Genomic DNA, 20,806 nt, shown 5'->3' with positions numbered 1-20,806 from the left:
CGGGACGTCCGCCGATATCGCCGCGCTCTACGCCGAGGACGCCACGCTCGAGGATCCGGTCGGCAGCGAACCGGTGGTCGGTCGCGAGGCAATTGAGAAGTTCTACAGCCAGCTCGACGCTGTGCAGAACCAGACCGAACTGCTCACCGTTCGGGTCGCCGGCAACAGCGCGGCGTTCCACTTCCGGGTCAGCACCGACACCGGTGACCAGACCATCACGATCGAGCCCATCGACGTCATGACCTTCGACGACCAGGCACGAATCACCAGCATGCGTGCCTACTGGTCGCAGAACGACATCGCGCTCAGCTGAGCGAATAACAGCCTGAGCGACTTCCAGCAGAAAGAGACGCAATGCCTGCGAGCACACAAACCTGGGATCACGTGGTCGACTTCGTCGTCGTCGGCAGCGGCTGCGGCGGACTTACCGGCGCCCTCGCGGCGGCCGACAGTGGCCTGGACACGTTGATCATCGAGAAGGCCTCGGTCTATGGCGGCACTACCGCGCTGTCCGGCGGGAACATCTGGATCCCGAACAATCCGACGCTCAAACGGGAGGGCCTGGCAGACACCCGCGAGGACGTACGCCGCTACCTGGACGCGGTGATCGGAGACCGCGTCCCGTCCGTGAACATCGACGCCTTCATCGACCACGGGCCGCGGACGATGGAATTCCTCGAGCGGACCAGCCCGCACATGCGCTTCCAATGGTGCACAGGCTATTCCGACTACCACCCCGAAAAGCCCGGCGGCCGCGCGGCCGGACGCACGATCGAGCCGCTGCCGTTCGACCTGAAGCTACTCGGTGAGGACGAAAAGGCTCTTCGCCCAGCGGCTTTGGCCACTCCGGCCGGGCTGTACATCACCTCAAAGGAATTCGTCCGGCTGAACATGGTGATGCGCACGTGGGCCGGGCGCCGCGCCGCCATCGGCACCGGCTGGCGGGCGTTCAAGAGCATCGTCATGCGCCGTCACATGGAGACCCTGGGTCAGGCGCTGATCGGACGGCTGCGGCTCGCCGTCAAGCAGGCGGGCGTTCCGCTGTGGCTGAACACTCCGATGCAGTCGCTGATCACCGACGATTCCGGAGCGGTGACCGGCGTACTCGCCCAGCGCAATGGCACGACAGTGCAGATCCGGGCTCGCAAGGGTGTGCTGCTGGCGAGCGGCGGCTTCGAACGCGGGGACGAGATGCGCAAGAAGTACCTGCGTGAGGGCGGGAAGGACGACTACAGCGCGGGCTCGGTCGACAACACCGGTGACGGCATCATCGCCGGCGAAAAGCTAGGTGCGGGCCTTGATCTGATGGACGATGCCTGGTGGATGCCGGCCTTCCAGCGACCCGACGGAGTCATGTCCGTCCTGGTGTCGGAGCGGTCCATTCCCCGCTCGATCATCGTCGACCAGACGGCCCGGCGATTCACCAACGAGGCCGCACCGTACGTCACGTTCGTGCACCGGCAGATCGCCGGAAACCACGACCCGATCTGGTTCGTCTTCGACGGAAAAGCGAAGAACCGCTACCAGTTCGGTGGCATCATGCCCGGCCAGAAGTTCCCGAAGGAGTGGTTCGATTCGGGGCTGATGCACCGAGCGGACACCGTCGAGCAATTGGCCTCCGCGATCGGCGTGCCGCCCACGCAGTTGCGTGAAACCGTCGAGCGGTTCAACCGGTTCGCACGCAACGGCAAGGACGAGGACTTCGGACGCGGCGAAAGCGACTACGACAACTACTACGGCGACCCGACGTTGCCCGATCCCGCCATGGACGTACTCGACAAGGCGCCGTACTACGCGGTGCGCATGCAGTCGGGAGATCTCGGTACCAAGGGTGGACTCGTCTACAACGAAGACGCCCAGGTGCTGCGAGTCGACGGCACCGTGATCGAGGGCCTGTACGCCACCGGCAACACCTCGGCCGCCGTGATGGGCAACGACTATGCCGGCGCGGGCGCGACGATCGGGCCGGCCATGGTGTTCGGCTTCATCGGCGCGCGGCACGCCGCCGGGACACGCTAGGGAGCACCCCATGCAGGAACTCATGTGCCACACGTGTCGAAACCACGTGCTGGTGGAGAAGTACAGCCCCACGCACACGAGCGTGCAGTGGCTCGCCGATGCCGAATCGGCCTGCCCCGAGTTCGCTCGGCGCGCCGCGGCGGGTGAGCACAGCAATTGGATACCAACCTGCACGGCCCTGCGCGACTCGATCGAGCAGGCCGCCGAATCCGGTGCGCTGCGCAGCGACGGCCTGCGCCGCGAACCGGTTCCCGGGCGGATCGGATGAGCACCACTAGAGAAAGTTGTTGACATGAAAGACAATTCGGCCCAGCTGGCAGGAAAGGTAGCGATCGTCACCGGCGGCGCGCGGGGACTCGGCGCCGCGTTCGCCCGGCACATCGTCGACCGCGGCGGCAAGGTCGTTCTGGCCGATCTGCTGGACGACGAGGGCAAACAATCGGCCTACGCGCTCGGTGATTCTGCGCGGTACGTGCACCTTGACGTGACCAATCCGGACCAGTGGGCGTCGGCGGTGGAATTTGCCACCTCGGAATTCGGGGCTCTCACGGGCCTGGTGAACAACGCCGGCATATCGGCCGGGCAATTCATCGAACACGAGCAGGTCGACCATTTCCGCGCGGTGCTCGAGGTGAACCTCGTCGGAGTGTTCAACGGTATGCAAGCAGTGATCGCGCCGATGCGCGCGGCCGGAGGCGGATCGATCGTCAATATCTCCTCGGCAGCCGGACTGATGGGGCTCGGCTTGACCGCCGGTTACGGCGCCTCGAAGTGGGGTGTGCGCGGATTGTCGAAAATTGCCGCGGTGGAACTCGGAACCGACCGCATCCGGGTCAATTCGGTGCACCCTGGAATGACGTACACACCGATGACCGCCGAGCTTGGTATCCAAATGGGCGAAGGCAACTATCCGAATACGCCGATGGGCCGCGTCGGCGTCCCCGAGGAAATCGCGGGCGCCGTTGGTTACCTGCTGTCAGACGATGCCGCGTACGTCACGGGGTCCGAAATCGCCGTCGACGGCGGGTGGACCGCTGGCCCGACCGTCAAATACGTCATGGGTCAATGATTTCGATAGGTAGGTAAGGAAATGAATCGTCTGGACGGCCGCCGGATTCTGGTCACGGGGGCGGCATCGGGAATCGGGCAATCCACCGCATTGCGGCTGTTGGCAGAGGGGGCATCCGTGGTTGCCGCGGATGTATCCACCGATGGCTTGGAAAAGACCCTCGCACAGGCGCAGGAGTCGGGATCGGGAGACCGGCTGACGCTGCTGGAGATGAATATCGGCGACGAGTCGTCGGTGGTCGGGGGCGTCCGATCCGCCCTCGCTGCGCTGGGCGGGCTGGACTCGCTCGTGAATGCGGCAGGAATCCTGCGTGCCTCGCATACCGACCAGACCAGCCTCGAACTGTGGAATCAGATCATCGGGGTAAACCTGACCGGCACCTTCCTCGTGGTCCGTGAGGCGCTCCCGGCCCTGCTCGACAATCCGAGCAGCACGATCGTCAACTTCAGTTCGACATCGGCGTCGTTCGCCCACCCCTATATGGCCGCGTACGCCGCCAGCAAGGGCGGAATCCAATCCTTTACCCATGCCCTCGCACTCGAGTATGGGCGCGCGGGCCTGCGGTCGGTGTGTGTCGCGCCGGGCAGCGTCAAGTCCGGAATCACTGATGCCACAGGCGGATACGTTCCCGCGGACGCCGATTGGACCTTGTTCGCGAAGCTATCCCCCATCCTGCCGGCCGAACTCGAGTCGGGCGGCGCGCCGATGGGCAGTCCGGCGGCCGTTGCCGGCGTTATCGCGATGCTGGTGTCCGACGACGGCGCATTCATCACCGGTACCGAGATCCGAATCGACGGCGGCACACACGCGTAAGCACTGAGCTGCCCCGACTGGGCACTGGTGGCGTCCGAACTTGGCCGCCTCCAGTGCCTTTCGGCGCACAGTCCAAACGAGCCCCGAGGCCACGGCCTCGGGGCTCGTCTTTTCGTCCCGCATACTGGCCGCGACACAGCGAGTCTGCTACTCACCCGAATTACCAGCTCGGAAGCCCTTTTTGGTGCTGTGCCGACATCTTTCGCATGGCTCAACTCCCGCTGGGCGGGACAACGCATAGTGCGACAGCCATACGCCAACTGTGATGTCCACTACGCAGTCCTCCGATACGACGGGGCGAATGCGATCACCCCTCAACTGCACCGGGATCCACCAGTAGTCCGATCCGACTCACCAGTCCGGAGCAGGCATCCCGAAAGGACACGATGATGGTCACTGTTACTCAACCGGGCGGATCGCCGGGTGCCACCCAACGGTGGACACCCAGGCTGATCTTCTCGCTAGCCTCGATCGTGCTGCTGCTAGAGCTACTCGCGGTCAGCTACATGATGATCTCGATGGCCCTCCCCTCGATCGCCGCCAACTATCAGACGACGCAGGGCGCCTGGCTGCTCACCTCGTTCCTCCTAGTCGGGGCCGTGACCGCGCCGCTGATCGGAAAGCTTGCCGACATGTACGGCAAGCGCAAGCTGCTTCTCGCGTGCGTCGCGATCTCGGCGGTCGGATCGCTGGTCTCCGCTGTCGCCTCCAGCTACGAGGTGCTGATCCTCGGCCGCTCGCTCTCGGGCCTGCTGGTCCCGTGCCTGTTCCTCAGCTACTCGCTGATCCGCGATGTCTTCCCGGCGAAGACCATCGCCCTCGCGGTCAGCATCGCCACCAGCGGCATGGGCCTCATCGCAATTCCCGCGCCCTTCCTCACCGGCTGGCTGATCGACAACCACGGCTTCCGAAGCATCTTCTGGTTCTTCGTGATCGGTCTCGTGGTGCTCGGCGCGATGATCATGGTCAGCACCGAGGAATCGGCGATCCGGTTGCGGTCGAGGATCGACCTGCTGGGCGCAGTACTGCTCGGTGGCGGCATCGCCGGCGTTCTCATCGCGGTGAGCTTCGGTCCCACCTGGGGCTGGCGGGACGGCTCGACCCTCGCCTACGGCCTCGGCGGCGCCGCTCTGCTGGTCGCCTGGTTCGTCTCCGCTCGCATCGTGCGCGAGCCGCTGATCGACCTGAACGTGCTCGGTAAGCGACCGGTGTTCCTGACCACCCTGGGCGCAGGCTTTTGCTACGGCGCCAGTGGACTGTTCACGATCCTGCTACCGATGATGGCCATGACGCCGGCAATCCTGGGACTGGGTTACGGATTCGGTGTCGACGCCGAGGGATTCGCCATCTTCCAGGCCCCGATCGGGCTCATGGTGGTAGTCGGCGGCGTGCTCGTCGGGACGCTGGTGGGCCGCAACGTCCGTCCACGCATTCTGCTGGTCCTCGGCATGACGCTCATGGCCGCCGGCTTCGCCCTGACCGCGGCGGTTCACGACGACAAGGCGCTGCTCATCGTCTTCGCCGGTGTGTTCGGCACCGGCATGGGCATGGGCTACGCGTCGATTCCGAATCTGCTCATCGAGGCCGTGCCGCCGCAGTTGCAGGCCAGCACCGCGAGCGTCGTCGGTGTGTCGCAGAGCGTCTTCCCGGCGGTGCTCCCCGTGATCGCGTTCACGGTGATGAACAACTCGTACATCGCCCCGATCCCACCGGAGCTCACTCAGGGCGCGATTCTCTACACCGACAAGGGATTTACGATCGCGTTCCTGATCGGTGCGGTCAGCGCGGCCCTCGGTGCCATTGTCGCCTTCGCCTTGCCGCGCCGGATCCAGCAGGTCGATGCGCCGGACGCGAACGTCCTCACACCGGAGAACGCGATGGCGCGCTAGACGCACACAAGCGGCTCCCTTCATGGCCCAATGCCACCTCGGTTCGATCGAGGTGGCATTGGGCGCTTTGGCTTTGCGACTGTTCCCGCCAACCGGGACAACGTCTGGGATGACGAACCACGCGCTGGCAACGTCACGAGGGGACAGCTACTTCGACCAAGGGGTTGGGCAATGACAGCGGACCTGAGCTACGAGAGCACCCTTCGCCAGATCTCGACCGAGGCGGGGATGCTGCGCTACCACGAGGCCGGCGACGGTCCCCCGCTGTTGCTGCTGCACGGATCGGGGCCCGGCGTCACCGGATGGCGCAACTTCCGGGGCAACCTCGGCGTGTTCGCCGAGCACTTTCGCTGCCTGGTGCTGGAGTTCCCCGGATTCGGGGTGAGCGACGATTTCGGCGGTCATCCGATGGTCACTGCCCTCGATGCCGTGGTTCGCTTGGTGGACGCCCTCGGCCTCGACAGCGTCGACATCGTCGGCAATTCGATGGGCGGCGCAGTCGCGATCAACTTCGCGATTGCCCATCCCGAGAAGGTTCGCCGTCTGGTGACCATCGGTGGCATCGGAAAGAACATCTTCAGTCCCGGCCCCGGTGAGGGCATCAAGCTCCTGCAGGAGTTCACCGAAGACCCGACGCGCGAACGCCTGATCCAGTGGCTGCACTCGATGGTGTACGACCCGGACCTGGTGACCGAGGAGCTCATCGAGGAGCGCTGGACTCAGGCAACCGACCCCGAAACGCTTGCCAGTGCCCGCCGAATGTACGGGAAGGCCGCGTTTGCGCAGTTCGTGAAGTTCATGGAGACGTCGGATGCGCCACCGCCATGGACGATGATGCATCGGGTCAAGGCGCCGACGCTGCTCACCTGGGGCCGGGACGACCGGGTAAGCCCGCTCGACATGGCGTTGATCCCGATGCGAACCATCCCCAATGCCGAACTGCATGTGTTCCCGAACTGCGGGCACTGGGCCATGATCGAGCAGAAGGAGGCGTTCGAGAGCGCCGTCCTCGCGTTCCTCCAGCGCAAGAGCGCCTGATCGGTTCCCGCCCAGCGGACCGACGACTCGGCAGCGGGCACATCGATCCATACATTCCAGTGTGAAACCCTGCTCGGCAAGAAGGAGACTCGACATGCTCGACGCCCCCGCGCGCGACGCCGCGGCGACACTGCTTTGGGAAGCCGAGCGGACCAGCTCTCCAATCGAGCCGCTGTGCAATAGCTTTCGTGATATCGATGTAGTCGACGCATACGAAATCCAATTGCGCAATATCGAACGAAAGCTGGCAAACGGGCTGACGATCTGCGGTCACAAGGTGGGCCTGTCCTCAGCGGTGATGCAGCAAATGATGGGCGTGAACGAACCCGACTACGGCCACCTACTCAGCGACATGGCTATCGAAGACGGTGCGACCGTCGATCTTTCGGCGTTCTGCTACCCGCGGATCGAGGTGGAGGTCGGATTCGTCCTCGGGGACACCCTGCCGGGGGCAGGCTGCACCGAGGCAGACGTGTTGGCGTCCACCGCGCATCTGGTGGCATCGATCGAACTGATCGACAGTCGAATCCGTAATTGGCAGATAGCTATTGCCGACACCATCGCCGACAACGCGTCGTCGGCGGGTTTCGTGCTCGGCGAGCGTCACTCGCTCGACGGCATCGACCCTGCCGATATCGAGGCCGTGCTCTACACCGGATCGGAGGGCGCGGAGACCGAGGTGACGCGGGGCAATTCCGGAGCCGTCCTCGGTAACCCGGTGACCGCGGTGGCGTGGCTGGCGAACAAGGTGGCCGCGTTCGGCGTGCGACTCGAGGCGGGTCACGTCATCCTTCCCGGTTCCTGCACCAAGGCCATCGATGTCGCGGCCGGCGACCGATTCCGGGCTGAATTCGCCGGACTCGGCAGCGTAAGTCTGAATTTTTCTCGAGCTCAATAGGATTGGGATAGTCACGTGCAAAAGATGAAGGCCGCCATCGTCGGCTCCGGAAATATCGGCACCGACCTGATGTACAAGCTGCTGCGTTCGGAAACCCTCGAGCCCGCCTGGATGATCGGCGTCGACCCGAACAGTCCGGGGCTCAAACGAGCCGCAGATGCGGGCATCACAGTCAGCGCCGACGGCGTGGACTGGCTGCTGGCTCAGGACGAGTTGCCCGAGATCGTCTTCGAAGCCACCTCCGCCTACGTGCACCGCGCGAACGCACCTCGCTACGCGGAGCTCGGCATCCAGGCGATCGACCTCACCCCCGCTGCGCTCGGCCCGGCGGTGGTCCCGGCGGTGAACCTGGGCGCGCACCTCGACGCTCCCAACGTCAACCTGATCACCTGCGGCGGCCAGGCCACCATCCCGATGGTGTATGCCGTTTCCCGCGTTGTTCCCGTCCCGTATGCCGAGATCGTGGCGAGTGTCGCGTCGCCGAGTGCCGGACCGGGCACTCGCGCGAACATCGATGAGTTCACCATCACCACGAGCCGCGGCATCGAAACCATCGGCGGCGCGCAGCGCGGCAAGGCGATCATCATCCTGAACCCGGCCGAGCCGCCGATGTTCATGCGCGACACCGTGTTCTGCGCAATTCCCGAGGACGCCGATCGTCACGAGATCGCGACCTCCATCCAGCAGGTTGCCGACTACATCGCCGATTACGTTCCCGGCTACCGCTTGACCGCGGAACCACAGTTCGATGACCCGACCCCATTCAGCGGCGGAATGGCCAGGGTCGCAATCTTCCTCGAGGTGGAGGGCGCGGGCGACTTCCTGCCGCCGTACTCGGGGAACCTCGACATCATGACCGCGACCGCCGCGAAGGTCGGCGAGGAATTCGCAAAGGCCAAACTCGCCGCAACAGTAGGAGCAACCAATGCCTGAGTCCTCGGTCGTTTCAAGGCCGTTCGGCCCCGACCTCGACATCCGGGTGACTGATTCGTCGCTGCGCGACGGTTCTCACGCCAAGGCGCACCAGTTCACCACGAAGGATGTCCGCGATATCGTGGCCGCGCTCGATGGTGCAGGCGTGCCGGTCATCGAGGTCACCCACGGTGACGGTCTGGGCGGATCGTCGTTCAACTACGGGTTCAGCCACACCCCGGATCAGGAGCTGATCAAGACCGCGGTGGCGACCGCCAAGACGGCGAGGATCGCGTTCCTGATGCTGCCCGGCCTGGGCACGCAGACCGACATCCGCGCGGCCGCGGACAACGGCGCCCGCATTTGCCGGATCGCCACGCACTGCACCGAGTCGGACATCTCCGTCCAGCATTTCAACCTTGCCCGCGAGATCGGCCTGGAGACCGTCGGCTTCCTGATGATGTCGCACAGCCAACCCCCGGAAGTCCTTGCCGCGCAGGCGCGAATCATGGCCGATGCCGGCTGCCAGTGCGTGTACGTCGTGGACTCGGCGGGCGCATTGATCATGAATCAGGTCAGTGACCGGGTCGCCGCGGTCGTGGCCGAGCTGGGCGACGACGCCCAGGTCGGGTTCCACGGCCACGAGAACCTCGGCCTGGGAGTCGCGAACTCGGTGCTCGCGGTGCAGGCCGGAGCCAGCCAGATCGATGGCTCGACTCGCCGCTTCGGCGCGGGCGCGGGCAACACCCCGGTGGAGGCCTTCGTCGCCGTCGCCGAAAAGATCGGTATTCGAACAGGGATCGACACGCTCGCGATCGTCGATGCCGCCGAGGATGTGGTGCGGCCGGTGATGGAGGGCGAGTGCACCCTGGACCGGATGGCGTTGATGATGGGCTACGCCGGCGTCTACTCGAGCTTCCTGCGGCACGCCTATCGGCAGGCAGACCGCTACGGCGTGAGCGGCGCAGAGATCCTGCGGACCGCGGGAGCGCGCAAGCTCGTCGGTGGCCAGGAGGACCAGCTCATCGATATCGCGCTGGAACTCGCCGGTCGTACCTGACGGTCGGCGCGCCAGGGCAAAGAGGCGAGCTCCGAAGGGAGCTCGCCTCTTTTCGACAGTGGGCGGAAGACAGCCCGTAGTCGCTAGGTCGGGCGGGCGATGAGAGCCTGTTCTTGCTCGTAATAGGCCTGCGTCTGGTCGGCGGCAATGCCTACGTTCAGAAGCCAGTGGCGGATGAGGTCGAGGTCCGAACGGACCTCGCCTCGTTCGGCCTGTCGCCGCGACCTAAAGCTGAACATTGCCCGCGTCCACGGGAAGTGTCACCGCGGTGACGTAACGAGCCTCGTCCGAGGCCAGGAACAACGACGCGTTGGCGACGTCAACCGGCTCGATCCAGGGAATCGACAGCATATTCATCGACTTCGCTGCCTCCGCGAACTCTGCCCGCGTCGGATGCTCGAGATCGGGCCGGAACTTCCGGCGCACGAAGTCGTTCTGAATCATCGGCGTATCCACGTTGGTGGGGTGCACCGAATTCACTCGAACATTGTGCGGTGCAAGCTCCTTCGCGAGAGAACGCATCAGACCGACGACGCCATGTTTGGCGGCGGTGTAATGCGCAACCCCAACCAGGCCGCGGAGGCCGGCGATGGAGCTCGTGAGGATCATCGACCCGCCCCCGCGCTGGATCAGGTGCGGCGACGTCGCCTTGCAGGTCTGCCAGACACCGGTGAGATTGATGTCCAACATGGTCTGCCAGGTCTTCGCGTCGATCTCGAGGGCCGGGGCGCTCGAGGTGATTCCCGCAGTGGCGCAGACAATATCGAGACCGCCGAGCTCGCACACGGCTTCGTCGGTCGCCGCCCGCAGCGCCGCACCGTCACGAACGTCGACCATGACGGCTACCGCGCGTGCGCCGGCAGCTTCCACCTCGCGCGTCGTCCGATCGAGATCGGCACGAGTGGAAGGCGGGGTGACCACCGTGTCGACGGGACCACACAGATCCAGGGCGATCACGTCGGCGCCCTCCTGGGCGAACCGCACGGCCTGGGCCCGACCGATTCCCCGCGCCGCGCCGGTAACCAGCGCGACCTTTCCAGCCAACCGTCCCATCACGTCACCTTCTGAGTCAGTCCGGCGTCCACGACGAGTTGAGTTCCCGTGACATACCGGGATTCGTCGGACGACAGAAACAGCACTGCGTTGCTCACATCCAGCGGGTCGACCCACGGAACTGGGAGCAGGTTGCGCGCGGCAAGTACTTCGGCCGCATCCTCTTGCGTTGGGTTATCCAGGTCGGGACGCAGCTTGGCGAATACCCGCTCGTTCAGGATCATCGGTGTGCCGACGGAGCCCGGGTGGACGGTGTTCACGCGAATGCCCCTCGGTCCCAGCTCGTTCGCAAGTGTCCGTGCCAAACCAATCACCGCGTGCTTGCTGGCCGCGTAATGGGCCACGGCGGCGCCGCCCTTGAGGCCGTTGGTGGAGCTCACGATCACGATGGACCCGCCGCTGCCGAGGTGGGGCGCCCCGCCTTCACGGTGTGCCACACGCCCGTCAGATTGATGTCCAGCGTGCGGTGCCAGGCCTCGTCGGACAGTTCCCACGACAACGCGAGGTCGGCATAGATTCCGGCATTGGCGACGATGACGTCCAAGCGGCCGAGTTCTGCCACACCTGCGGCGAGGGCCGAGACGAGCGAATCTTGGTCGCGCACGTCGGCAACGCGGGTCACGCAGCGGCGTCCGGTGGCGCAAACCAGTTCGGCGGTCTGCGCCAGGTCGTCGGACGCGCCCGCGAGATCGAGCGCGATGACGTCGGCGCCCTCCTCTGCGAGCCGGACGCAATGGGTGCGCCCCATCCCCCGGGCTGCGCCGGTCACCACCGCAACTGTGCCGCTCATTCGCGTGGATCCGTCTTCGACCATGGGCAGTCACGCTAGAACCGCGCTGAGTGGCCGACGTGGCGTTGTCCCAGTGAGCGGACGGCGGGGTGCCGGCGTCCCGGCCACCGGAATCCACCCGCGCCTGAGGCCGTCGGATTGGTCACAATGGGGGCGCTTACCGACCGGGATCAGGTAGTTCAGGAGGACACAATGACCATGGCGACCGTTGACGTGCCGCGCAGCTCCCGCTCGGTGATGGTGCGAGTGTCCGGAGTTATCGAGGAGACCGCAGACGCCCGTTCGTTGGTATTCGACGTTCCCGCCGACGCGGCCGAGCGGTTCGCCTACAAGCCGGGGCAATTTCTCACCCTGCGAATTCCGAGCGAGCTAACGGGATCGGTTGCCCGCTGCTACTCGTTGGCCAGCTCCCCGTTGAGCGATTCCGAGCCCAAGGTCACCGTCAAACGCACTGTCGATGGATATGGCTCGAACTGGCTGTGCGACAACATCACGGTCGGCGACACCATCGAAGTGCTGCCGCCGTCGGGCGTGTTCACCCCGGCCTCGCTCGACGATGACTTTCTGCTGTGGGGCGCCGGTAGCGGTATCACCCCGGTCATTTCGATCCTCAAGTCCGCGCTCTCCGCGGGATCCGGCAATGTCGTGCTGATCTACGCCAACCGCGACGAGGATTCGGTGATCTTCGCCGACGAGCTGCGAGAGCTCGCTGCGCAATTTCCCGCCCGACTGACGATCGTGCACTGGCTCGAATCCCTGCAGGGACGTCCGAATGCTGAGCAGCTTGCCGCGCTCGCCGTACCGTTCATCGAGTACGAGTCCTTCATGTGCGGTCCGGGCGCGTTCATGGACACCGTGCACCAGGCGCTCGCATCGGCGGGGGTGCCGCGAGACCGCGTGCACGCCGAGGTGTTCAATTCACTGTCCGGCGACCCGTTCGCCGAGGCGCAACTCGTGGAGCTCACCGCCGAGGATGCCGCCGACGCTGCCATGGTCGAGGTCCAACTCGATGGCGAGACCCACAACCTGACCTGGCCACGGAAGCAGACGCTCGTCGACGTCATGCTCGGCAAGGGAATCGACGTGCCGTTCTCCTGCCAGGAGGGTGAGTGCGGCTCGTGCGCCGCGACGGTTGTCGAGGGCGCGGTCGAGATGACCACCTGCGCGATCCTCGAGCCCGAGGACATCGAGGCCGGCTACATCCTGGCTTGCCAGGCGCGGCCGGCCACCGACGCTCTCAAGATTGCGTTCTAGGCCGCGAACGTCGCCCATGCCTGCAGGGCGACGTCGCCGTGCTGATTGGTGCCGATCAACGTCACGTCGACCCGCGGCTCGCCGTCGGCGACGTAGTTCTGCAGGACCTTGCCCGTGCAGGTGAGCGTGTCACCGGGCCACAGTTGCCGCTTGAATCGGGTGCGGAACCGGCGAACCGACTCGGCGCCGAGCCAATCGGTGGCGTAGGTCGCCAGCAGGCCGGCCGACAGCATGCCCACCGCGAGGGGCGCCTCGTATCCCGCTGCACGCGCGACGGTTTCGTCATGATGGATAGGGTTCATGTCCCCGGATGCACCCTGGTACCGGACAAAATCCGTGCGGGTAAGCGGGCCGAAGGTCGCTGGGCTCGGTTGGGTCGTGGTGGTCATTTCGCCTCCTGAAGTTGCGCATGAGCCGGGTTGAGCGACGGCTCGACACCGGTCATCCACGCTTCGGCGACCAGCCGGCCGCTGGGATCGAAGAACTCGGTCACCATCTCGGCCATCGTCAGCGTGCCGCCGCGGGATCCTTCCTTCTCGTAGATCCGCTCGATCCGGGAGACTGCGGTCAATCGATCGCCGGCGCGGGGTGGCGGACCGAAGAATCGGTAGTCCTGCTCGGCATGCATTCCGCTCTCCTGGTCGAGTTCGACGTGATGCCATGGATTTGCCTCCGGACCCGACCATTCCTGCCAGAACATTTGCACCGTCAGGAAGGTCGGTGGAATTACCGGGTTTTCGGGAGCCCGGTACGCCGGATTGCTCGACTGCGTCGCGTCGGCGAACTCTCGGATCTTTCCGCGTTCCAGAGTCATCTCGAATGGCGTGCCGGTCCGGCCCACCGCTGCAGCGTTTGCCATCGCCGTCTCCAATCTCGTTGCGCGAATGGAAGAAACCGTAGTCATGACGTCGGTCGGCGAGACTGGAAACTCCCGCTCATCGGGAGTGCTGCACCGCGACCGTGTCGGGGCTCACAAACCTGTCCACTGACCGGGACGAGCGACGCCAATCCCACCCGGTCAGGGCCACCATCGATTTCCGTCACGACGCGGAGATAAGTGGAGGTTTCGATGCCGGGTCAATTGCGTAGCCAGATTTCGCACAACGGTCATTCCCCAGACGCCGAGGAATTCCGGAGGATCGAGGCTGCCGCGGCGCCGACTCGGTTCGCTCGCGGTTGGCACTGCCTCGGCCTGCTGAAGTCTTTCCAGGACGGAAAGCCACACGAGGTCAAGGCCTTCGGCACGACTCTCGTCGTGTTCCAGTCGGAATCCGACGGGAAGATCAATATCCTCGACGCCTTCTGCCGGCACATGGGCGGAAACCTGGCGCTGGGCACCGTCAAGGGTGATTCCATCGCCTGCCCGTTCCATGACTGGCGGTGGGGCGGCAATGGCAAATGCACAGGCATTCCCTACGCACGGCGGGTGCCCCCGCTCGCGCGCACGCGTTCCTGGCCCACGCTGGAGCGCAACGGGCAGCTCTACGTGTGGAATGACCCGCAGGGCTCCAAGCCGACCGACGAGGTGACGATCCCCGAGATCGACGGCTGCGGCAGCGCCGAATGGACCGACTGGACCTGGAATTCGATGCTGGTCGAGGGTTCGCACTGCCGGGAGATCGTCGACAACGTCGTGGACATGGCGCACTTCTACTATGTGCACTACGCGTTCCCGCGGTACTTCAAGAACGTTTTCGAGGGTCACGTCGCCACGCAGTACATGCGGTCCACCCCACGACAGGACATCGTCGTCGGCACGAGCTACGACGACCCCAACTCCACATTGCGTTCGGACGCTTCGTATTTCGGGCCGTCCTACATGATCGACAGGCTGTGGAGCGAGGCCAACGGCATGCTCATCGAAACGGTCTTGATCAACTGCCACTACCCGGTGTCCGAGAACTCGTTCGTCCTGCAGTACGGCGCGATGGTGCGCAAGCCCGAGGGCGTCACCGACGAGATGGCCGAGCAGATGGCAGCCGCGTTCGCCCAGGGCGTCGAGGTGGGCTTCGAGCAGGACATCGAGATCTGGAAGAACAAGGCGCCCATCGACAATCCGCTGCTGTCCGAAGAGGACGGACCGGTGTACCAGCTGCGCCGGTGGTACCAGCAGTTCTACGTCGACGTCGAGGACGTCACCGACGACATGACCAAGCGGTTCGAGTTCGAAATCGATACCGAGCGCGCCGTCAAGAGCTGGGAGGCCGAGGTCGCGGAGAACCTGTCCAACGGAATCGTCCCCGCGCAGGTCAACGCCTGAGTCGCGGCCCGCATACCGACCGTCCGAACAACGACAAGGAACGACAATGACCCACCGGGTGCTCGACAACATCATGGAGATCGCCGATCAACTTCGCGATCAAGCCCCCGCGGCCGAAGAGATGGGCCGCCTGCCGGACGAGACCGCGAAGAAGCTGAAGGCAGCGGGTCCGATCAAGCTGCTACAGCCCAAGAAGTACGGCGGCTTCGAGGCGCATCCGCGCGAGTTCGCGGAGACGGTGATGGCCGCGGCATCTCTGGATGGCGCGACCGGCTGGGTCTGCGGAATCGTGGGCGTACATCCGTGGCAGCTGGCGTTCGCGGACCCCAAGGTGCAGGAAGAGGTCTGGGGCGAGGACGAGGACACGTGGATGGCCTCGCCGTATGCGCCCACCGGAATCGCTGTTCCCGTGGACGGCGGCTACATCTTCAACGGCCGCTGGCAGTTCAGCTCGGGCACCGACCACTGTGACTGGATTTTCCTTGGCGCCATGCTCGGCGATGCGGACGGCAACATCGCGATGCCGCCGACCATGCTGCACATGATCTTGCCGCGCAAGGACTACGAGATCGTCGAGGACTCGTGGAACGTGGTCGGCCTCAAGGGGACCGGTTCCAAGGACATCATCGTCCGCGACGCCTTTGTCCCGAGTTACCGAGTGATGAACGGCGACAACGTCATCGACGGCATCGCACAGAAGGAGTACGGCGTGACCGAGACGCTGTACAAGATGCCGTGGTCCAACATGTTCCCGCTCGGCATCAGCTCCGCGGTAATCGGCATCGCCGAGGGCGCGCTCGCGGCGCATCTGGACTACCAGCGCGACCGGGTCGGCGCCCAGGGCACGGCGATCAAGGACGACCCGTACGTGCTGTTCGCAGTCGGCGAGGCCGCGGCCGACATCAACGCAGCACGCCAGGAACTGCTGGCCACCGTCGACCGGATGTGGGACATCGTCGAGTCCGGCAAGGAGGTCTCGTTCGAGGACCGGGCGGCAGGACGCCGCACCCAGGTGCGGGCGGCGTGGCGCGCGGTGATGGCCGTCGACCAGATCTTCGCCCGCTCGGGCGGCAACGCACTGCGGATGGACAAGCCGCTGCAGCGGTTCTGGCGCGACGCACATGCCGGACTCAACCACGCGATCCACGTGCCCAGCACCGTGTACCACGCGTCGGCGCTGAGCTCGCTTGGCATCGATCCGGCCGAGTCGCTCAAGAAGATGATCTGACCCGAGTAGGTACGAAATATATAGAAGGACAACATAAATGACAGATATCAAGGGTCTTGGCTATCTCAAGATTCAGACCAATGACATGGACCGCTGGCGCAAGTTCGCATTCGACGTGCTCGGTTTCGCTGAAGGCAGCGGACCGGACGAGGACGCGCTGTACCTCCGGATGGACGAGCGTGCCGCGCGCATCATCGTTGTTCCCGGCGAATCCGACCAGGTCGTCGACATCGGCTGGGAGGTTCGCGACGGTCTGGCGCTGCAGCGAGTGCAGGAAACCCTCGAGCAGGCCGGGGTCGCCGTCAAGCCGCTGTCGGTGGAGGAAGCCGACGCACGCCGGGTCGAGGAGGTCATCGCCTTCACCGATCCCACCGGCGCGAACGTCGAGGTCTTCCACGGCCCCGTGCTCGATCACAGCCCTGTCGTCACGCCGTTCGGCGCGAAGTTCGTCACCGGCGCGCAGGGACTCGGCCATGTCGTGCTGCCGACGATGGATCCGGGCGGCGCGTTCTCGTTCTACACCGAGGTGCTCGGCTTCCTCCCACGCGGCGCGATGCGACTGCCGGCGCCGCCGGAGTACGGCGCGATGCGCATCCGGTTCCTCGGCGTCAATCCGCGCCACCACAGCCTGGCACTGTGCCCCGCCCCGCACGGCGGCGCTCCCGGCCTGATCCATGTGATGGTGGAGGTCGACTCGCTCGATTCCGTCGGTCAGGCATTGGATCGCGTTGTCCGGGACGGCTTCTCGGTCTCGTCCACGCTCGGCAGGCACACCAACGACAACATGGTGTCGTTCTACGTGCGGGCGCCCGGTGGTTGGGACATCGAGTTCGGCACCGAGGGCATGCAGGTCGACGAGACCGGATACACGGCCGAGGAGATCACTGCCGACAGCTACTGGGGCCACGACTGGTCCGGCAGCGAACCCCTGGCGGCGATGTAGCCATGCCGAGCCCGTCCACGACGATCCGGCCCCGGTCGGCGGCCGAGATCGGGAACTGGGATTACGAGGCCGACGTTGTGGTCGCGGGCTACGGTGTCGCGGGCGCCGCCGCAGCGGTGGAGGCGGCCCGCGCAGGTGCCGATGTCCTGGTGCTGGAACGCACCGGCGGCTGGGGCGGCGCGGCAGCGCTTGCCGGTGGGTTCCTCTATCTCGGCGGCGGCACCCCGATCCAAAAGGCATGCGGCTTCGAGGATTCGGCCGAGAACATGCACGCCTTTCTCCGCGCGGCCATGGGTCCGGGCGCCGACGAGAACCGCCTCGCCGACTACTGCACGAACAGCGTCGAGCATTTCGAATGGCTGGTCGGGTGTGGCGTGCCGTTCAAGCCGAGCTTCTACGGTGAGCCCGGCTGGGAGCCACCGGGCGACGACGGCCTGATGTACACCGGCGGCGAGAACGCGTATCCCTTCACCCGGATTGCCACCCCGGCACCGCGCGGGCACGTCCCGCAGATGCTGGACAAGCGGACCGGCGAAAAGGGCGGCGGCTACATGCTGATGAAGCCACTTGTCGACACAGCCGCGTCGCTAGGTGTTCGGTCCGCCTACGACATGCGGGTGCAGTGTCTCGTAATCGAAGCGGACGGTCGGGTGGTCGGCGTTGTTGCCAAGCAGTACGGCAAGGAGGTCACCGTGCGAGCGCGCCGAGGGGTCGTGCTCGCGACCGGCAGCTTCGCCTACAACGAGGAGATGGTGGCGCAGTATGCGCCGCGGATCAACGGTCGCCCGGCGGCCTCGGTCGAGGAACACGACGGGCAGGCCATTCGGATGGCGCAGGCTCTCGGCGCGGATCTCGCGCACATGGACGCAACCGAAGTGGCGATCTTCGTCGATCCCCAGCTGATCGTTCGCGGAATCCTGGTGAACGGCCGCGGCCAGCGTTACGTCGCCGAGGACACCTATCCGGGCCGCGTCGGACAGCTGACCCTCTACCAGCAGGACAACGAGGCGTTCCTGGTGATCGACGCGGAAGCCCACGAGGAGGCCATGGGGCGCCCGTCCGCAACGCCCGAGCTGTTGCGCCCACCCACCTGGGTGTGCGAGAGCGTGGCCGAGCTCGAACACGAGATGGGTCTGCCGAGCGGCTCGCTGCAGGCGACCGTCGCCGCTTACAACGACGGCGCCGCGCGCGGCGAGGACGCCCTGCTGCACAAGAAGCCGGAGTGGCTGCGACCGATCGGCTCGCCGATCGGTGCGATCGATCTGCGCGGCCACACCGGCGGGTTCACGCTGGGCGGTCTGCGGACCACCCTCGACGCCGAAGTGGTGCACGTCAGCGGCGAGCCGATCCCGGGACTGTTTGCTGCTGGACGGTCCACGTTCGGGCTCGCGGCCTGGGGTTATGCCAGCGGCATCTCGCTTGGTGACAGCAGCTTCTACGGCCGGCGCGCGGGCCGGTCGGCGGCCAAGGGATAAGTCCGGAACGCAGTAGAAGAACCAGGTGGGCCGCGGGTCGAGCATTCGACCCGCGGCCCTTTCGCGCTTGGCGCGCCAAACAAACCACTCGGTTCGGTGTGACACCGATCACCGCGTGTGGTACGAATAGGTATATGCCTAATCGAAATACTCTGATTAGGCATTGCCTCACCTAGATCGCACCGGAGGACTCAATGACAATCCAGGAGCGGAGCCTGCGGAGCTCCTCGAATACCCACGACCGGAGCCTGCGGAGCTCCCCAATGGCCGTCGACGCCTGTACCCCGACCGCCGTGCTCGACCGCCTGTCGCTTGTGCTCGACGCCTTCGACGGCCCCGGCCGCCTCACGCTGGCTCAGATCGTGCGCCGCACCGGATTGCCACGGTCCACGGCACATCGGATGCTGGAGCGACTGGTCCAGTTGCGGTGGCTGCGTCGCAGCGGCCGCGACTACGAACTCGGGATCCGACTGGTCGAGCTTGGCTCCCTCGCGGTGCATCAGGACCGGCTGCATCGGGCGGCACAGCCGTTCCTGCACGAGCTGCATCGGGCCACCGGCTATGCCGTGCACCTCGCCATCCTGGACGGCACCGACGTGGTGTACCTGGAGAAGATCGCCGGACGCATGGCCGCGGCAATCCCGACCCGGGTGGGTGGACGCCATCCCGCGCATTGCACTGCTGTCGGCAGGGCGATCCTGGCGTTCTCGGACGACAGCCTGATCACCGACGCCGACGGCCACCTGGTGAGCCGAAATACCACGTCCGGCCCGACCAAGGCACAGCTTCGCGCCGAGCTGAACAAAGTTCGCGCTCACGGCATCGCCTACGAGCGCGAGGAGTCCCTGCCCGGTTTCGGTTGTGTCGCAGCGCCGATCGGCAACATCGGCGAGGCAATCGCCGCGGTGTCGGTGTGCGGCCCCGTGGATCGGATGACGTTCGATCACCGACTGGCCGCGCCCGTCCGGATGACCGCGCTCGGCATCTGGCGCAACATCGAAGGCGGGGTCCGCGTGCAACCGACGCTGCAGAAGACCCGGCCGTTGCGCGGCGGACCGATTCGCAACCACGGCATGGCAACCGAAGTCCCGAGCCTGCAGTACGCATGATGCTCGACCCCGAGATCTCCGAACTGCTGCCCGCCCTCAACTCGGCATTCCCGCGAGTGGAGACGATGACCGGCCCGCAGGCCCGCGCGGCGATCCGTGCGCGCCTGCAGATCCCCGCGGAACCCGAACCGGTCGCTGACGTCGCCGACCGGGCGGTGCCCGGCGTGAATGGCGACATTGGTGTCCGAATCTATTGGCCGCGAGACGAATCCGTCGATCGGCCGCCCGTCGTGATATTCGCGCACGGCGGCGGTTTCGTCTTCTGCGACCTCGACACCCATGACGGCATCTGCCGGTCCATGGCGAACGGCGTCGGAGCCGTCGTCGTATCGGTCGACTATCGCCTTGCCCCGGAGGCGCCCTGGCCCGCGGCTGCGGAGGACATGTACGCCGCCACGGCGTGGGTGGCCGAAAACGCGAAGCTGCTCGGGGCGGATCCGACGCGCCTGATCGTGGCCGGTGACAGCGCCGGCGGCAACCTCGCGGCCGTGACAGCGGTCCTGGCGAAGGATCGTCGCGGCCCCGAAATCACCGGACAGTTGTTGCTGTACCCGGTGATCGCCCCGGACTTCACCACTGCGTCTTACCGAGAGTTCGGCAACGATTTCTACAACACCCGCGAGGCAATGCAGTGGTACTGGGACCAATATGTGCCCGCACCCGCGGATCGCACGCATCCATATGCCGCACCGCTCGGTGCTGATCTGACGGGTTTGCCACCGGCCATCGTGGTGACCGCCGGCTGCGACCCGTTGCATTCCGAGGGCGAGACGTATGCGAATTCGCTCAGCCTGGCCGGTGTTCCGACGATGTACCGATCGTATGCCGGTGCCATTCACGGCTTTATGACGATGAGTTCCCTGCGACTCGCTCGACAAGCGCGGAAACAGGCCTGGGCGGATGTCACGAATCTGCTCGCAAGCCCCGCCGTATCGCGTTAGGACTTCAATCCAATTCCGGCAGTGGCTTTCACGGCACCGCCGAACCGCGAATGGG

20 protein-coding genes and 1 pseudogene are annotated in these 20,806 nt (G+C 65.5%); 17 read left to right on the top strand and 4 right to left on the bottom strand.

Annotated features, from left to right (window positions below):
• The 10 genes from A8G08_RS00390 to dmpG all read left to right on the top strand — a co-directional run.
• A partial coding sequence (locus A8G08_RS00390) for a nuclear transport factor 2 family protein (RefSeq protein ID WP_068268831.1) occupies positions 1–313 on the top strand: 313 nt, incomplete at its 5' end.
• A gap of 41 nt (positions 314–354) precedes the next feature.
• Positions 355–2,019, top strand: coding sequence for an FAD-binding protein (locus A8G08_RS00385; protein WP_068268829.1), 1,665 nt, complete (start codon positions 355–357; stop codon positions 2,017–2,019).
• 10 nt (positions 2,020–2,029) lie between these two features.
• Positions 2,030–2,287 carry a hypothetical protein gene (locus tag A8G08_RS00380; RefSeq protein ID WP_068268827.1) on the top strand — a complete coding sequence of 86 codons (258 nt, stop codon included), beginning with the start codon at positions 2,030–2,032 and terminating at the stop codon, positions 2,285–2,287.
• Positions 2,288–2,311: 24 nt separating this feature from the next.
• On the top strand, positions 2,312–3,088 hold the full coding sequence (locus A8G08_RS00375; protein ID WP_068268825.1) for a glucose 1-dehydrogenase: 777 nt from the start codon (positions 2,312–2,314) through the stop codon (positions 3,086–3,088).
• 21 nt (positions 3,089–3,109) lie between these two features.
• Complete coding sequence (locus tag A8G08_RS00370) at positions 3,110–3,901, top strand: SDR family NAD(P)-dependent oxidoreductase (RefSeq protein ID WP_068268823.1); 792 nt, start codon at positions 3,110–3,112, stop codon at positions 3,899–3,901.
• 389 nt (positions 3,902–4,290) lie between these two features.
• Entirely contained in the window at positions 4,291–5,790 is a 1,500-nt protein-coding gene (locus A8G08_RS00365; RefSeq protein ID WP_157108335.1) for an MFS transporter, read from the top strand.
• Between the two features lie 171 nt (positions 5,791–5,961).
• Positions 5,962–6,828, top strand: a complete 867-nt coding sequence (locus A8G08_RS00360; RefSeq protein ID WP_068268820.1) for an alpha/beta fold hydrolase — start codon at positions 5,962–5,964, stop codon at positions 6,826–6,828.
• 94 nt (positions 6,829–6,922) lie between these two features.
• The gene (locus A8G08_RS00355) at positions 6,923–7,726 is read left to right on the top strand and encodes a 2-keto-4-pentenoate hydratase (RefSeq protein WP_068268819.1); all 804 of its coding nucleotides are present in this window, start codon (positions 6,923–6,925) and stop codon (positions 7,724–7,726) included.
• 24 nt (positions 7,727–7,750) lie between these two features.
• Positions 7,751–8,659, top strand: a complete 909-nt coding sequence (locus A8G08_RS00350; protein WP_068268818.1) for an acetaldehyde dehydrogenase (acetylating) — start codon at positions 7,751–7,753, stop codon at positions 8,657–8,659.
• Positions 8,652–9,698, top strand: coding sequence for a 4-hydroxy-2-oxovalerate aldolase (dmpG, locus tag A8G08_RS00345; protein WP_068268816.1), 1,047 nt, complete (start codon positions 8,652–8,654; stop codon positions 9,696–9,698). The genes A8G08_RS00350 and dmpG overlap by 8 nt, the downstream gene beginning before the upstream one ends.
• A 225-nt stretch (positions 9,699–9,923) precedes the next feature.
• On the opposite strand, the gene A8G08_RS00340 is transcribed toward dmpG, so the two are convergent.
• Together A8G08_RS00340 and A8G08_RS00335 are read right to left on the bottom strand one after the other, a co-directional pair.
• On the bottom strand, positions 9,924–10,751 hold the full coding sequence (locus tag A8G08_RS00340) for a mycofactocin-coupled SDR family oxidoreductase (RefSeq protein ID WP_068268814.1): 828 nt from the start codon (positions 10,749–10,751) through the stop codon (positions 9,924–9,926).
• Positions 10,751–11,565, bottom strand: a pseudogene (locus tag A8G08_RS00335) (mycofactocin-coupled SDR family oxidoreductase). The gene A8G08_RS00340 and the pseudogene A8G08_RS00335 overlap by 1 nt, the downstream one beginning before the upstream one ends.
• Positions 11,566–11,739: 174 nt before the next feature.
• On the opposite strand from A8G08_RS00335, the gene A8G08_RS00330 reads away from it, so the two are divergent.
• Entirely contained in the window at positions 11,740–12,795 is a 1,056-nt protein-coding gene (locus A8G08_RS00330) for a ferredoxin--NADP reductase (protein ID WP_068268851.1), read from the top strand.
• Here A8G08_RS00330 and A8G08_RS00325 read toward each other — a convergent pair.
• Entirely contained in the window at positions 12,792–13,184 is a 393-nt protein-coding gene (locus A8G08_RS00325) for a MaoC/PaaZ C-terminal domain-containing protein (protein WP_068268812.1), read from the bottom strand. The two genes, A8G08_RS00330 and A8G08_RS00325, sit on opposite strands and share 4 nt — an antisense overlap.
• Positions 13,181–13,654 carry an FAS1-like dehydratase domain-containing protein gene (locus A8G08_RS00320; protein WP_068268811.1) on the bottom strand — a complete coding sequence of 158 codons (474 nt, stop codon included), beginning with the start codon at positions 13,652–13,654 and terminating at the stop codon, positions 13,181–13,183. The genes A8G08_RS00325 and A8G08_RS00320 overlap by 4 nt, the downstream gene beginning before the upstream one ends.
• Before the next feature lie 210 nt (positions 13,655–13,864).
• On the opposite strand from A8G08_RS00320, the gene A8G08_RS00315 reads away from it, so the two are divergent.
• The 6 genes from A8G08_RS00315 (at position 13,865) to A8G08_RS00290 (ending at position 20,751) form a co-directional block, all read left to right on the top strand.
• The gene (locus tag A8G08_RS00315) at positions 13,865–15,055 is read left to right on the top strand and encodes a 3-ketosteroid-9-alpha-monooxygenase, oxygenase component (RefSeq protein ID WP_084435835.1); all 1,191 of its coding nucleotides are present in this window, start codon (positions 13,865–13,867) and stop codon (positions 15,053–15,055) included.
• A 46-nt stretch (positions 15,056–15,101) separates the two neighbouring features.
• Positions 15,102–16,283: an acyl-CoA dehydrogenase family protein gene (locus tag A8G08_RS00310; RefSeq protein ID WP_068268810.1), complete on the top strand. Its 1,182-nt coding sequence runs from the start codon at positions 15,102–15,104 to the stop codon at positions 16,281–16,283.
• A 37-nt stretch (positions 16,284–16,320) separates the two neighbouring features.
• Entirely contained in the window at positions 16,321–17,226 is a 906-nt protein-coding gene (bphC, locus tag A8G08_RS00305) for a biphenyl-2,3-diol 1,2-dioxygenase (protein ID WP_068268809.1), read from the top strand.
• A gap of 2 nt (positions 17,227–17,228) precedes the next feature.
• Complete coding sequence (locus A8G08_RS00300) at positions 17,229–18,701, top strand: FAD-dependent oxidoreductase (protein WP_068268808.1); 1,473 nt, start codon at positions 17,229–17,231, stop codon at positions 18,699–18,701.
• 263 nt (positions 18,702–18,964) lie between these two features.
• Positions 18,965–19,810 carry an IclR family transcriptional regulator gene (locus A8G08_RS00295; protein ID WP_068268806.1) on the top strand — a complete coding sequence of 282 codons (846 nt, stop codon included), beginning with the start codon at positions 18,965–18,967 and terminating at the stop codon, positions 19,808–19,810.
• Positions 19,807–20,751: an alpha/beta hydrolase gene (locus A8G08_RS00290; RefSeq protein ID WP_068268805.1), complete on the top strand. Its 945-nt coding sequence runs from the start codon at positions 19,807–19,809 to the stop codon at positions 20,749–20,751. The genes A8G08_RS00295 and A8G08_RS00290 overlap by 4 nt, the downstream gene beginning before the upstream one ends.
• Positions 20,752–20,806 lie beyond the last annotated feature (55 nt).

Origin of the sequence: Aldersonia kunmingensis (genome assembly GCF_001646865.1) — a bacterium.
GTDB lineage: Bacteria > Actinomycetota > Actinomycetes > Mycobacteriales > Mycobacteriaceae > Aldersonia > Aldersonia kunmingensis.
This window is presented reverse-complemented; position numbering and strand designations above follow the sequence as displayed.